The sequence below is a fragment of the Myxococcaceae bacterium JPH2 genome (genome assembly GCA_016458225.1).
In the GTDB taxonomy this organism is placed as follows: Bacteria; Myxococcota; Myxococcia; order Myxococcales; family Myxococcaceae; genus Citreicoccus.
In genome coordinates this window covers 217,349-229,963 of sequence record JAEMGR010000009.1, presented here as the reverse complement: position 1 = coordinate 229,963, position 12,615 = coordinate 217,349, and the positions used below count along the sequence as shown (strand labels likewise).

9 protein-coding genes are annotated in these 12,615 nt (G+C 70.4%); 7 read left to right on the top strand and 2 right to left on the bottom strand.

What is annotated here, in order from left to right; genetic code table 11:
* The first annotated feature begins 76 nt into the window (after positions 1–76).
* The 7 genes from JGU66_16220 to JGU66_16190 all read left to right on the top strand — a co-directional run bounded on the left by JGU66_16220 (position 77) and on the right by JGU66_16190 (position 7,815).
* Positions 77–970: a recombinase RecA gene (locus tag JGU66_16220; protein MBJ6762316.1), complete on the top strand. Its 894-nt coding sequence runs from the start codon at positions 77–79 to the stop codon at positions 968–970.
* A 3-nt stretch (positions 971–973) separates the two neighbouring features.
* A complete protein-coding gene (locus tag JGU66_16215) occupies positions 974–2,494 on the top strand; it encodes a DNA polymerase Y family protein (protein MBJ6762315.1) in 1,521 nt (506 codons plus the stop codon).
* A gap of 85 nt (positions 2,495–2,579) precedes the next feature.
* Positions 2,580–3,116 carry a hypothetical protein gene (locus tag JGU66_16210; protein ID MBJ6762314.1) on the top strand — a complete coding sequence of 179 codons (537 nt, stop codon included), beginning with the start codon at positions 2,580–2,582 and terminating at the stop codon, positions 3,114–3,116.
* Between the two features lie 4 nt (positions 3,117–3,120).
* Complete coding sequence (locus tag JGU66_16205) at positions 3,121–4,083, top strand: NAD-dependent epimerase/dehydratase family protein (protein MBJ6762313.1); 963 nt, start codon at positions 3,121–3,123, stop codon at positions 4,081–4,083.
* Positions 4,084–4,262: 179 nt separating this feature from the next.
* Positions 4,263–5,462, top strand: coding sequence for a tetratricopeptide repeat protein (locus JGU66_16200; GenBank protein MBJ6762312.1), 1,200 nt, complete (start codon positions 4,263–4,265; stop codon positions 5,460–5,462).
* Between the two features lie 17 nt (positions 5,463–5,479).
* Complete coding sequence (locus JGU66_16195) at positions 5,480–6,619, top strand: polysaccharide deacetylase family protein (GenBank protein ID MBJ6762311.1); 1,140 nt, start codon at positions 5,480–5,482, stop codon at positions 6,617–6,619.
* 32 nt (positions 6,620–6,651) lie between these two features.
* The gene (locus JGU66_16190) at positions 6,652–7,815 is read left to right on the top strand and encodes an AlkZ family DNA glycosylase (protein MBJ6762310.1); all 1,164 of its coding nucleotides are present in this window, start codon (positions 6,652–6,654) and stop codon (positions 7,813–7,815) included.
* Here JGU66_16190 and JGU66_16185 read toward each other — a convergent pair.
* Both JGU66_16185 and JGU66_16180 read right to left on the bottom strand, forming a co-directional pair.
* Positions 7,763–9,010: a beta-1,3-galactosyltransferase gene (locus JGU66_16185; protein MBJ6762309.1), complete on the bottom strand. Its 1,248-nt coding sequence runs from the start codon at positions 9,008–9,010 to the stop codon at positions 7,763–7,765. The two genes, JGU66_16190 and JGU66_16185, sit on opposite strands and share 53 nt — an antisense overlap.
* Before the next feature lie 127 nt (positions 9,011–9,137).
* Positions 9,138–12,482 carry a hypothetical protein gene (locus tag JGU66_16180; protein MBJ6762308.1) on the bottom strand — a complete coding sequence of 1,115 codons (3,345 nt, stop codon included), beginning with the start codon at positions 12,480–12,482 and terminating at the stop codon, positions 9,138–9,140.
* Positions 12,483–12,615 lie beyond the last annotated feature (133 nt).

Below are 12,615 nucleotides of genomic sequence, written 5' to 3'. Positions count from 1 at the left end.
GCGGTTGGTGTCAGACCTCCTAGCATACTGAACGACCGTCCAGCCGAGGGGCTGGCGGACGTGTGCGGGAGGCGAGATGAGCGCGGCGGTGGATCAGCAGGCGATGCGCGCGGAACCAGCGGCCTCGGCGACAGGCTCGGCGACGGGCTCGGTGGTCGAGCAGCTCCGCGAGCGCATCCGGAAGCTCCAGGCGGCGCCGCGCCAGTACCTGGCGGTGCTGCGCACGGGCGTGGCGGCGGTGGACGCGCTGCTGCCCGCGGGAGGCTTCCCCCTGGGACAGGCCGTGGAGCTGTGCGGCGAGGCGGCCTCGGGGCGCACCAGCCTGGCCCTGCGCGCGGTGGCAGCGGCGCACCGGGAGCAGCGGCTGTGCGCGTGGGTGGATGGGCCGAAAGAGCTTTACCCCCCGGCGGCGGCGGCCCTGGGCGTGGACCTGGAGCGCCTCCTGGTGGTGCGGCCTCCGCTGCCGGAGCAGCGCGTGTGGGCCGCGGTGCAGCTGGCTCGCAGCGGCGCCTTCGCCTGCGTGGTGTTGGACCTGACGCGCGGGGTGGGCGCGGCGGGGCGGCCGACGCGGTTGTCTTTGCCGGAGACGCGCAAGCTGGCGGATGCGGCGGGGCGCGGTGGCGGGCTGCTGCTGCTCACCACGCCGGACGCGCCCGCGGATGGGATGACGCGGCTGCGGCTGGAGGCCCGGGGCGTGGAGGGCTGGTCCGTGGAGCTGGTGCGCAGCCGGCAGGGCGGCACGGGCAGCCGCGTGGTGCGCCCGTGGAGTGAGCTGTATCCGGAGCTGGGGCTGGACGGCGGCGGGCACCTGCTGGACGTGGCGGTGGGAGCCGCGGACGCCACGGCGGACTTCCAGCGGGAGCAGCGGAGCGCCCTGCGCAACGGCGCTGGAGTCCAAGGCCAGGCGCGGTCTGTCCGCCTGCCCTCGATGTCGCGTGCCGAGGGGGCGCGCGGCGCGGGGCGGTGCTGATCCATGCGGCGAGGCTATCTGCACCTCGTGCGCTTCCCGGTGCAGCGCAAGGTGGTCGAGTCGCCGGAGCTGGCGGGGCGGCCCTTCGTGCTCGTGGAGGAGTCGCGTGGCCAGCGCCGGGTGGCGTTCGCGTCCACGAGCGCGCTGCGGGCCGGTGCGCGGCCGGGGCTGACGCTGACGGCGGCGTGCGCGCTGGAGCCCTCGCTGGGGAACTTCCCCTATCGGCCGGAGGCGGAGACGGCCGCGCTCGTCGCCTTGGGGGAGGCGTTGCTGGGGTTGTGTCCGGGCTTCCAGCTCAGCGCGCCGGAAGGCCTGTGGTTCGACGCGAGCGCGGCGCATCTGGTGGGCGGCGAGGAGGCCCTGGGGAACCGGGTGCTGGAGGTCTGCGCCGAGCAGGGTTACCGGGGGCACGTGGCGGTGGCCTCGGAGTCGTTTACCGCGCGGGCGCTGGCTCGGCATGGGGCGCGGCGCGTGGAGGTGGTGGCCGAGGGCGAGAGTGGCCGGGCGCTCTCGCCGCTGTCGCTGTCCGCCTTGGAGTCTCGCGAGGCCGAGGCGTTCTCGGCGCTCGGGCTGTCCACGCTGGGGCAGGTGGCGGCGCTGCCTCCCGCGGCGGTGACGGCGCGCGGAGGCGCGGCGGGCGCACGCATCCAAGCGCGCTGTCGAGGCGCGGATGACACGCCCTTCGTGCCCGCCGTGCTGGAGGAAGTGCTGGAGGAGCGGGTGGTGCTGGAGGGGCCTGTCGAGTCCTTCGAGCCGCTCCAGTTCGCGCTGAAGACGCTGCTGGATCGCCTGGGCGCGCGGCTGTCCGGCCGAGGCCTGGCGGCGGTGAAGCTCACCTTCCGGCTGAAGTTGGATCCCACGGGGTGTCTGGAGCTGCCGCTGACGCTGGCGCGCCCCACGGCCCGCGCGAAGCTCCTGTTGGATCTGGCCCGGCACCGGCTGAGCGAGCAGCGCGTGGAGCACCCCGTGGTGGAGGTGGCCGCGCGGGTGGACGAGCACGGAGAGGACTCGGGTCAGCAGCTCTCGCTGGGCGAAGTGCCGGAAGGGGACGCGGCGCTGGAGGTGGTGCTGTCCCGGTTGGTGACCACGATGGGGGACGAGTCGCTGTTCTCCTCGGCGCTGGAGGCGGCGTTCCGGCCCGAGGCCGCGCACCAGCCTCGGCGCTTCCAACCTCCGGAGGCGCGGCGGGGACTGGGGATGGAGTTGCTGGGGCGGCCCGCGGAGCCTGGGCGCGCGGTGGGGCGGGACTCGGTGGCGTGGGAGCGACCGCCCCGGTTGTTGGCGCAGCCCGCCTGCCTGGAGGCAGAGCTGTCGTCATCCGGCGGGATGCAGGCGGCCTGGCTGAACGGGCGTCGTCATGGGGTGACGATGATGGAAGGGCCGGAGCGACTGGCCGGTGAGTGGTGGTCCGAGTCGGCCTTCTCGCGCGATTACTACCGCGTGTTCTTCGAGGGACTGGGGCCCGCGTGGGTGTTCCGCGATGCGCGCGACGGCCGCTACTACCTGCAAGGATTGTTTGACTGAGCAGGGAGACACGCGGTGTCTGGCCTCGCGCAGTTGCGTCACATGTCGGTGGAGGGCGGCCGCGAGGTGGCCTAGCGTCGGGGGCATGCGCGCCCTCCGAGTCGTCCCCGTCCTGCTGCTGTGCCTCGTCGCCGCGTCCTGCGCGGGCCAGCGCGAGGTGCGTCCGCCGGGCGCCATCCGCAAGGTGGTGGTGGTGTCCGGCTCGCGCGTGGAGCGGCTGCCCACGGGCACCTATCGCCAGGACATGCTCGATGAGAGCAACCCTCGGCAGGTGCTCGCGAGGCAGGCGGAGGCGGTGCTGAGCGAGCGCGGCTTCGAGGTGGTGGCGACGCGCGCCTCCGAGGCGCCGCTGCCGCAGACCAACGAGGTGATGTCCTTCATCCAGCAGAACCAGGCCGAGGCCGCGGTGGTCATCATCCTGGACTGGCTGGATGTGTCCGGCGCCGCGGTGATGGGCCGGGCGGACGTGGTGCTGCGCATGGGCGTGGTGGGCCCCGATGGACAGGTGAAGTGGACGGACACCTTCCGCTCCCAGCCCGTCATCAGCGTGTACGCCGCGCAGTCGGATTGGCAGTCGTACCTGCGGCGCGCGGCGGTGGACGCCGTGCGGGCCGTGCCCTGAGCGCATGCGGGTTCTGGTAACAGGCGCGGCGGGCTTCATCGGGTTTCATGTCTGTGAGCGATTGCTCGGGCGCGGCGACACCGTGGTGGGTGTGGATCACCTGCCGGCCTCCACCGATGTGAACGCGGGGCGGGCGCGGCTGGCGCGGCTCCTGGGCACGCGGGGCTTCCTCTACCAGCCGGTGGACATCACGGACGGGCCCGCGCTGTGTGAGCTGTTCGCGCACGAGCGACCCCAGGCCGTGGTGCACCTGGCCGCGCGCGTGGGCGTACGCGACGCGAGCAGCGAGCCCCGGCGCTACACGGACACCAACGTCACGGGCTTCCTCCAGGTGCTGGAGGCTTGCCGCGAGGCGCGGGTCGGGCACCTCGTCTACGCCTCCTCCAGCTCTGTCTATGGCGCGGGGACGCCGCCGTTTCGCGAGGACGCCGCGGCGGATCGCCCGCTCAATCTCTACGGCGCCACCAAGCGCGCCAATGAGCTGATGGCGCACGCGGCCAGCTATCAGCACGGGCTGCCCACCACGGGCCTGCGCTTCTTCACCGTGTACGGACCCTGGGGCCGGCCGGACATGGCGCCCTTGCTGTTCCTGCGCGCGATGGAGGAGGGGCGACCGCTCGCGCTGCACGGCGACGGGTGGATGCGGCGCGACTTCACCTTCGTGGACGACGTGGCCGAGGCGGTGCTGCGCGTGCTCGACAGGCCCCCGGCCTCGGCTCCGCCGCACCGCGTCCTCAACGTGGGCTTTGGCCGCGCGGTGGCGCTGCGAGACTTCGTGGCGCTGCTCGAGCGGAACCTCGGTGTGACGGCCCGGCTGGAGTCGCGGCCCGCCCAGGTGGGCGAGATGGAGGCCACCTGGGCGGACACCGCCGCGCTGGAGCGCGAGACGGGCTTTCGTCCCCAGGTCCCGGTGGAGGAGGGCGTGGCGCGATTGGTGGCGTGGCACCGGGCGTCGCGCGCGGGCTGAGCCCTCTCGCGGGCCCGGTGCGTCCCTTTGGCCACACGGGCGCGCCGCGAGCGCGGTCCCGCTCCCACATTTCGGTGTGCGCATGGGGGGCTATGGCTGGCGAGCGCCTTGCAGTATCACTTCGTCCGGGCGGCCCGTGCGGCGCACCTTCCATCTCAATGATTCGACGGAGTGACACGATGAAGCGGGTTCTGGCGCTGGCGGTCTCCCTGGGTTTGGGACTGCCGATGAGCGCGTTGGGGGCAGAGTCGGTTCGGGTGCAGATCCTCAGCGCGACGGTGAAGGATCAGACCATCGCCGGCGCGGAGGTCATCCTTCAGAAGAACGGTGAGGCCTCCGTCCAGGGCAGCACGGCGGCGGATGGCACGGTGCGCTTCGAGAAGCCCTTTGGCGGCCTGGACGACAGCGGCGTCAGCCTCATCGTGAAGAAGGATGGCTATTCCAACCTCGTGGCGCGCTGCCCGTGCAACGGCCTGACGTATGCCGTCAGCCCCGTGATGACCCAGAACCTGGACGGCATGCGCATCGTGCTGAACTGGGGCGCCAAGCCGGCGGACCTCGACTCGCACCTGGTGCACCCGTCCACCCACGTCTTCTTCTCCAAGAAGAAGGGGGACCTGGCCAACCTCGACGTGGACGACACCACGAGCTACGGGCCGGAGACCATCACCCTGGAGAAGAAGAAGCCGGGCGTGAAGTACCTCTACGCCGTGCACAACTACACCGAGGGCGACGCGCAGGGCTCCACCACGCTGTCCAACGCGAGCCAGGCCAAGGTGTTTGTCTATGTGGGCTCCTCGCTCGTCCGCACCTTCACGCCGCCCCAGGGCAAGGCAGGCAATGTCTGGGTGGTGTTTGGCATTGGCGACAACGGCGAGTTCTATGACATCAACAAGTTCACCGACGTGAGCGACCGCTCGAAGGTCGGCGACTTCATGCAGGGCCTCATCTCCGGCGAGGGCTTCAAGTCCGTTCCCGAGGTGTCGTCGGATCAGGTCAAGCTCGCGGACAAGCTCAACCGCCAGGGCGAGCAGGCCTACCACGCGAAGAAGCTGGACGAGGCCGTGGCGCTCTACCTGGAGGCCATCGCCAACAACCCCGAGCACGGGCAGGCGTACAGCAACCTGGGCCTCGCGTACCAGAAGCTCGACCGGAGCGCCGAGGCGCTGTGGGCCAACCGCAAGGCCATCGCGCTGGCCTCGGGCCCGAACGCCAACACCATCCAGGCCAGCTCCTTCTACAACATCGCCCGCGTCTACGAGAGCCAGAGCCAGTGGAGTGACGCGCTGGAGAACTACCAGGCCGCGCTGGGCAAGAAGGAGCACCCCGCCTACCGCAGTGGCATCGAGAAGATGAAGCAGAAGCTCGGTCAGCCGTAAGTCAGGACGACTCCGCCATGCGCCCATCCATTCCATTCCTTGTCGCGTCGCTCCTCGTACTCGGGCCGGTGGCCCAGGCCGCGGGTCCCAAGGAGGTGGCCTCGGCGGATCGCTCGCTGTGGCCCGAGCCCATCCGCTCCCCGAAGGATTTCGATCGGGCGTCCCGCGCGGAGAACCTCGCCTTCGCCAACGCGCTGGGCGAGCTGGAAGGGAGCGACGTGGCCACCCTGAGCACGCTGCTCGGGGTGAAGCAGGTGCACGAGGACTCCGTGCGCCGCTGGCTGGGCGAGGTGAAGGGGCGCGTGGCGGAGAACCTGAAGGCGGCGCGCGTGGCGTGTGCCGCCCCGAGCGAGCTGGGCTGCGAGGGCGCGGCCCCCACCGCCGCGAACGTCGTCGCGCAGGGACAGTCGTTCGCGGCGGGCGTGCCGGCCAGCCATCAGGCGTGGCTGGAGATGGCCACGCGCTTCTATGGCCTCTATGCGAAGGAGCAGCTGCGGCTTGCGGCGCTGTTCCCCGGGCCCACCAGTGAGATCCTCACGCTGGCGCCGGGCGAGGTGACGGGCTCGGACTGGCCGGACCGGCAGTTCCTGCTCACGTTCGATGACGGGCCCACGCCCGCGGGCGGCGGGACGGACCGCCTCATGGCGATGCTGAAGGCCCGCAAGGCGAACGGCATCTTCTTCGTGCTCGGGGACTCGCTGAAGACGCGGCAGACGAAGACGAGCGCGGAGAGCCTCCAGGCGCTGTACCAGGGGCAGTGCGTGGGATCGCACGGGCAGACGCACACGTCGCACCAGAAGCTCGCCACCTGGAAGGACTCGCTGGAGGGCTCGCGCGGCCTCATCGCGTCGCTCGGCATCCAGGGCAACGCGAAGGTGCTGTTCCGGCCGCCGTATGGCCAGCGCTCGGCGGAGCTGACGACGTTCCTGAAGGGCGAGGGCGCGTCGGTGGTGCTGTGGAACATCGACTCGCAGGACTGGAACGCGAAGATTGGCCCGGCGCCCATGACGGACCGGCTCGTCAGCCTGATGCTGCTGTGGCGGCGAGGCATCGTGTTGTTCCACGACGTGCACGACAAGGTGCACGTGGCGCTGCCGCAGTTGCTAGATTTCGCCTCCACGGCGGGGCTCCAGTGGCGTGACTGCAAGTCGATGTGACGCGAGTCCATCGGCTCCACTAGCGTGGGGGAATGTCCGTCTCCCCCACGCTGACTCGGCGCCAAATCAACCGGGCCACGCTCGCGCGACAGATGCTGCTGTCTCGCGAGAAGGTCTCCACGCTCGATGCGGTCGAGCGCCTCGCGGGACTCCAGGCGCAATTGGCCCGTCCGCCCTTCCTGGGCTTGTGGTCTCGCGTGCGCGACTTCCAGCGCGAGGACCTCTCGAAGCTGCTGCTGTCGCGCAAGGTGGTCCGGGGCACGCTGATGCGCGGCACGCTGCACCTGGCGAGCGCGAGGGACTACCGCGCGCAGCGGGCCGTGTTCCAGGAGCTGTTCACGCAGTCGGCGAAGTCCATCCTGCGCGAGCGCGCGGAGAACCTGGACGTGCCGGCGCTGGTGGCGGAGGCGCGGGCCTTCTTCGACGAGCAGCCGCGCCCCTTCGAGGCCCTGCGGGACTTCCTCGTCGCGCGCCATCCGAAGTTCGACGAGCGGGCCATGGGCTTCACCGTGCGGATGTCGCTGCCCGTGCTCCAGGTGCCCACCGAGGACGACGCGTGGGCATTCCCGGGCACCACGGACTTCGCGGTGGCGGAGACGTGGCTGGGCGCTCCGCTGAGCACTGACGTGTCGCCCCGGGAACTCGTGCTGCGCTACCTCGCGGCGTTCGGCCCGGCTTCGGTCACCGATGCGCAGGAGTGGTCCGGCCTCTCTCGACTGAAAGACACCTTCGAGTCACTGCGTCCCCAACTGGTGACGTTCCGCGATGAGCGGGGCCGTGAACTCTTCGATCTGCCGAAGGCGCCGCGGCCGTCCGAGGACGTGGAGGCGCCCGTGCGCTTCCTCCCCGACTTCGACAACTTGATCCTGGGCCACGATGACCGCACGCGCGTGGTGGCGGATGCGCATCGCAAGCTCATCTCCAAGGCGAACCTGCGCATCCTGCCCACGTTCCTGGTGGACGGCTTCGCGGCGGGCACCTGGTCCTGCGAACTCAAGCGCTCGGTGGCGGCGCTGGAGCTGGAGCCCTTCGGTGCGTTGACGAAGCCGGTGCGAACGGCGCTCACGGAGGAGGGCGAGGCCCTCCTGCGCTTCATGGAGCCGGAGGCTCGGGACTTCGAGGTCCGCGTCGCGGGCGAGGCGGCTAAGCCGGCTCGAGCAGCCGCCAGAACGCGCGCGCGGCCTCCGCGTCGGTGAGCTTGCCCAGGCCCTCGCCGATCTGAATCTCTGTCTGCGCGATGCCGGGCACGCGGGTGCGGCCGAAGCCATCCGCCACCCAGATGCCGCTCTCCTTCGCGATGCGGTCGCGCTGGCGCATCAAGTCCATGGGGTCGCCGCGCAGGAAGACGTGGAACATGTTCGTCTGCACGGGGCGGGGCAGCACGGTGATGCGCGCGTCCGCGGCCAGGGCCTCGGTGAGCGTGCGCGCGCGCTGGACGTAGGCGGGGATGCGCGCGAGCGCGGCGTCCAGGCGCATGGCCGCCGAGGCCACGTAGGGCGTCATCTGGAACAGGTTGCCACCGTGCCGGTGACGCCAGAGGCGCGCGGAGCGCATCAGCTCCTTGCTGCCCACCACCATGGCGCCGCTGAGCGCGCCCACCATCTTGTAGAGGGAGACGTAGACGGAGTCGAAGCCTCGGCAGATGTCCGCGTAGGAGCGGCCATAGAAGGGCTGGCTCTCCCACAGCCGCGCGCCATCCATGTGCAGCTTCACGCCGCGCTCCTGGCACGCGTGCTTCAGGTCCTCCAACTGCTCCCACGTCTGGAGCTGTCCGCCCAGCCAGCGCACGGGCAGCTCCACGCTCACCGAGCCGAGCGGCTCGCGGGCCTCGCGCACGTCGTTGCCCAGCAGCGGGCGGCTCCACGGCCCGAGCAGCACGGGTTGCAATCCATGCAGCTCGGACTCTGCATCGTCCTCATGCATCACGTGGTGCGAGGACGGGTGGACGCCGAAGCTGCGCTTGCCCGTGGTGTCCGCGTGGATGCGCAGGAGGATGAGTTGGCCCATGGTGCCGGTGGGCATGTAGCAGCCGTCCTCGAAGCCGAGCATCTCCGCGATGCGCTTCTCGAAGGCCTGGATGAACTCGCTGTTGCCGTAGAAGTCCCCGCGGATGCCCTGGCGCTTCATCCACTCGCCCACGCGGATGAGTTCGGATCCGTCGTCGCTGGGAATCTCATGCGGGATGGCGGCGCGGCAGGCGTGACGCAGCCGCTCCCACTCGTCCGGCGAGGGCGGCGGTGACGTCGGGCGAGCCGGGGCAGCGCCGCCCGTGCTCGCGGGAGCGGCGGGCTTGCCAGGGGCCGCGTTCGCGGAGGTCGGCAGGAGCGAGGTGCCCGCGAGCAGGCCCGTGAGGGCGAGGAACTCACTCCGACTGAAGTTTCGATGGGACATGCGCGCTTCCTTCCGGCGAGGACTCAGCGGCTCCACGCTAGTCGCTCATCCGAAAGGGCGCAGGGGATATCGCGCCTCGCCCGGCGCATGCAGCACCGAGCGAGGACGCGTCCCAGTTTCGCGACGACTACGGCAACACGAACAACGAGGAGAGCGCCGAGATGTTGTTGTCCTCGCGCAGCTCCAGCTCCTGGCGGTACGAGTCAACGATCACGCCCAGGGAATACACCCCGGCGAGGCCACCCGCGTCGGAGGGGAGGTACGCGTTGGGGTTCATCGTGCGCGTGGTGCACTGCCCCGCGTCGAGCGGCGAGATGACGAGGTAGCTCAACATGAGCTGGCTCGTGGGCGCGGGCCCCGAGGGCGGCGACGGAGGCGGGGTGATGCGGGGCACGGTGGAGATGTACAGCTCCACGGCGATGTTGTTGTTCATGACCATGGCCGTGCCTCGGTTGCACACGGTGACGGTGGCGGTGAACGGAGCGCCGATGCGCACGCTCGTCGGAGCGGTCACCTGGGTGACGACGAGGTCCGAGCGATTGCCCACGCCGATGAGGCCCGCGACGAAGGTGTTGTTGTCCTCGCGCAGCTCCGGCTCGGAGCGGTTCGGATCCACGATGGCGCCCAGGTAGTAGGCCCCGTCGCCGGTGTTCGAGGGCGGGAGGTCCGCGTAGGCCTGCACCGTCTGGGTGGTGCACTGACCGGGCGCGAGCTGCGGCAGGGTGAGGATGCCCACCCGCATCTGATTGGGGTTCATCGGGCCCGGGCCGGACGGGGACGGAAGGGCGAGCGTGGAGGTGGTGGACAGGTACAGCTCCGCCGGGAGCGCGGTGTAGCTCATCGGGTACGTGCCCTGGTTGCACACGGTGACGACGGCCGTGAACGAGGTGCCCGAGCGCACGCTGGCGGGGCCCGTCACCTGCGTGACGACGAGGTCGGGACTGGTGCCCACCCCGACGAGTCCGCCGATGAAGGTGTTGTTGTCCTCGCGCAGCTCCAGCTCACTGCCGAACGAATCCACGATGGCGCCCAGGTAGTAGGCCCGGTCCGCCAAAGGCGAAGTCGGCGGAGGCGGGTAGGCGTTCACCGTCAGGGTGCGCGTGGTGCACTGCCCCACGTCGAGGGGCGTGAGCGCGAGCGCGCCCAGCAGGCTCTGCGTGCTGGGCGGAGGCCCGGACATGGGCGACGGCGCGGTGAGCGTGGGGAGGGTGGACAGGTACAGCTCCACGGGGATGTTGCTGGCGCTCGTCATCGTGGTGCCCTGGTTGCAGACGGTGACGGTGGCGGTGAACGCCGCGCCAGGCATCACGCTGGGGGGACCGCTCACCTGGGTGACGACGAGGTCGGAGCGGTTGCCCACGCCGATGAGGCCGCTGATGAAGACGTTGTTGTCCTCGCGCAGCTCCTGCTCGGAGCGGTACGGATCCACGATGGCGCCCAGCGTATAGGCGCCGTCACCCGTGCTGTCCGGAGGCAGGTAGGCGTTCACCGTGAGGCTGCGAGTCACGCACTGCCCCGGCGCGAGCGAGGACAGCGAGACGGAGCCCAGCACCGTCTGCGTGGACGGCGGCGGGGCGCCCATGCCCGGCAGCGCGAGGCTGGGGACGGTGGACAGGTACAGCTCCACGGGGATGTTGCTGCTGCTCGTCGTGGACGTGCCCTGGTTGCAGACGGTGACGGATGCGGTGAAAGGGGCGCTCATCCGCACGCTGGGCGGCGCGCTCAGCTGGGTGATGACGAGGTCCGAGCGATTGCCCACGCCGATGAGCCCGCCGACGAAGGTGTTGTTGTCCTCGCGCAGCTCCATCTCATAGCCGTACGGATCGACGATGGCGCCGACGAAGAGCGCGGTGTCGGGGGTGGCCTCGGGAGGCAGGTACGCGTTCACCTGCAGGTCTCTCGTGGTGCACTGCCCCTGCGCGAGGTACGACAGGGAGAACGAGCTGAGCATGATCTGGCTCGGCGGAGGCGCATAGGGGCCGCCCGAGACGGGCGCGGCGAGGCTGGCCACGGTGGACAGGTACACCTCCACGGGGATGTTGCTGGCGCCCGTGGTCGACGTGCCCTGGTTGCAGACGGTGACGGAGGCGATGAACGGACCTCCCTGCGTCACGCTGGCTGGCGCGCTCACGCGGGTGACGACGAGGTCCGAGCGATAGCCCACGCCCACGAGCCCGCTGATGAAGACGTTGTTGTCCTCGCGCAGCTCCTGCTCATAGCCATACGGATCGACGATGGCGCCCAGCGTGTAGGCCCCGTCGCCCGTGGCCGCCGGAGGAAGCTGGGCGGAGACGGACACGTCGACGGTGAGGCACTGGCCCGGCGGAACCATGGGCAGTTGCGTGGAGCCGATCATCCGCTGCGTCGCCGGGGGCGGCGTGGGCGGCGAGGTGAGGCTGGCCACGGTGGACAGGTACAGCTCCACCGGGATGTTGCTGGTGTTCGTGGGGTTGGTGCCCTGGTTGCAGACGGTGAGGGACGCGGTGAAGGGGTTGCCCGGCGTCACGCTGGGCGGCGCGCTCAGCCGGGTGATGACGAGGTCGGAGCGGTTGCCCACGCCGATGAGGCCGCTGATGAAGACGTTGTTGTCCTCACGCAGCTCCTGCTCGGAGCGGTACGAATCCACGATGGCGCCCAGCGTATAGGCGCCGTCCCCCGTCGCGGCGGGGGGCAGGTAGGCGTTCACGGTCAGCGAGCGCGTGGTGCACTGTCCCTGGGCGAGCCAGCTCACGGTCGTGGCGCCCAGCATCATCTGCGTGGGCGGCGGGGGCACGCCCATGCCGGGCATCGTGAGGCTGGGGACGGTGGACAGGTACAGCTCCACGGGGATGTTGCTGGCGTTCGTCGAGGACGTGCCCTGGTTGCAGACGGTGACGGAAGCGGTGAAGGCGTTCCCCGGGCGCACGCTCGCGGGCGCGCTCACGCGGGTGACGACGAGGTCCAAGCGGTTGCCCACGCCCATCAACCCCGCGACGAACGTGTTGTTGTCCTCACGCAGCTCCGACTGGGCCTGGTTCGCGTCGATGACCGCGCCCAGGGAGTAGGCGGAGTCCGGCGACCCACCCGGAGGGATTGAGGCATAGGCGGGGACCGTGCGCGTCGCGCACTGGCCATTCATCAGGCCCGGCACATCCAGCGAGCCGATGAGCATCTGGCCCGAGGCCGGGGGCGCGGGCGGATAGACCAAGGTCGCGGTGGTGGAGAGATACAGCTCCAGTCGCGCGTTGGAGGAGCCCGCCGTGCCGATGTTGCACACCTTCACGGTCGCCGTGAAGGCGCCGCCCGGGGTGGCGCTGGGGGGACCACTCAGAGACGTGATGACGAGATCCGGCGCGGAGACGAGCGCCTGCCCTTTCTTGCCCAAGGTGTCTGTCGCGTTGGAATCACCTGCGCCACCACAGCCCACTGCCGCAAGCATCCCCGCGAGCCAAAGCAGGCGGGTGATGCTCGACGTCGGTTGTTGCCGTTTCATGGACTCCCCTTCCTGTGAGGGGTTCTGGAGCGGCGCTGCCGGCCCTTCGTCCACTCCAGAACAGGTCGGGGAGTTACCAGAAACTTGTAATTCTGGAGAAGCACCGGAAAGGTAGGGTTCCGGGGGCGCGACA

Excerpts from the sequence above, each read along its gene's own strand:
- JGU66_16200 (MBJ6762312.1), top strand. The coding sequence starts at position 4,263 with ATGAAGCGGGTTCTGGCGCTGGCGGTCTCCCTGGGTTTGGGACTGCCG.
- JGU66_16180 (MBJ6762308.1), bottom strand. The coding sequence starts at position 12,482 with ATGAAACGGCAACAACCGACGTCGAGCATCACCCGCCTGCTTTGGCTC.
- JGU66_16205 (MBJ6762313.1), top strand. The coding sequence starts at position 3,121 with ATGCGGGTTCTGGTAACAGGCGCGGCGGGCTTCATCGGGTTTCATGTC.
- JGU66_16220 (MBJ6762316.1), top strand. The coding sequence starts at position 77 with ATGAGCGCGGCGGTGGATCAGCAGGCGATGCGCGCGGAACCAGCGGCC.
- JGU66_16210 (MBJ6762314.1), top strand. The coding sequence starts at position 2,580 with ATGCGCGCCCTCCGAGTCGTCCCCGTCCTGCTGCTGTGCCTCGTCGCC.
- JGU66_16190 (MBJ6762310.1), top strand. The coding sequence starts at position 6,652 with ATGTCCGTCTCCCCCACGCTGACTCGGCGCCAAATCAACCGGGCCACG.
- JGU66_16215 (MBJ6762315.1), top strand. The coding sequence starts at position 974 with ATGCGGCGAGGCTATCTGCACCTCGTGCGCTTCCCGGTGCAGCGCAAG.
- JGU66_16195 (MBJ6762311.1), top strand. The coding sequence starts at position 5,480 with ATGCGCCCATCCATTCCATTCCTTGTCGCGTCGCTCCTCGTACTCGGG.
- JGU66_16185 (MBJ6762309.1), bottom strand. The coding sequence starts at position 9,010 with ATGTCCCATCGAAACTTCAGTCGGAGTGAGTTCCTCGCCCTCACGGGC.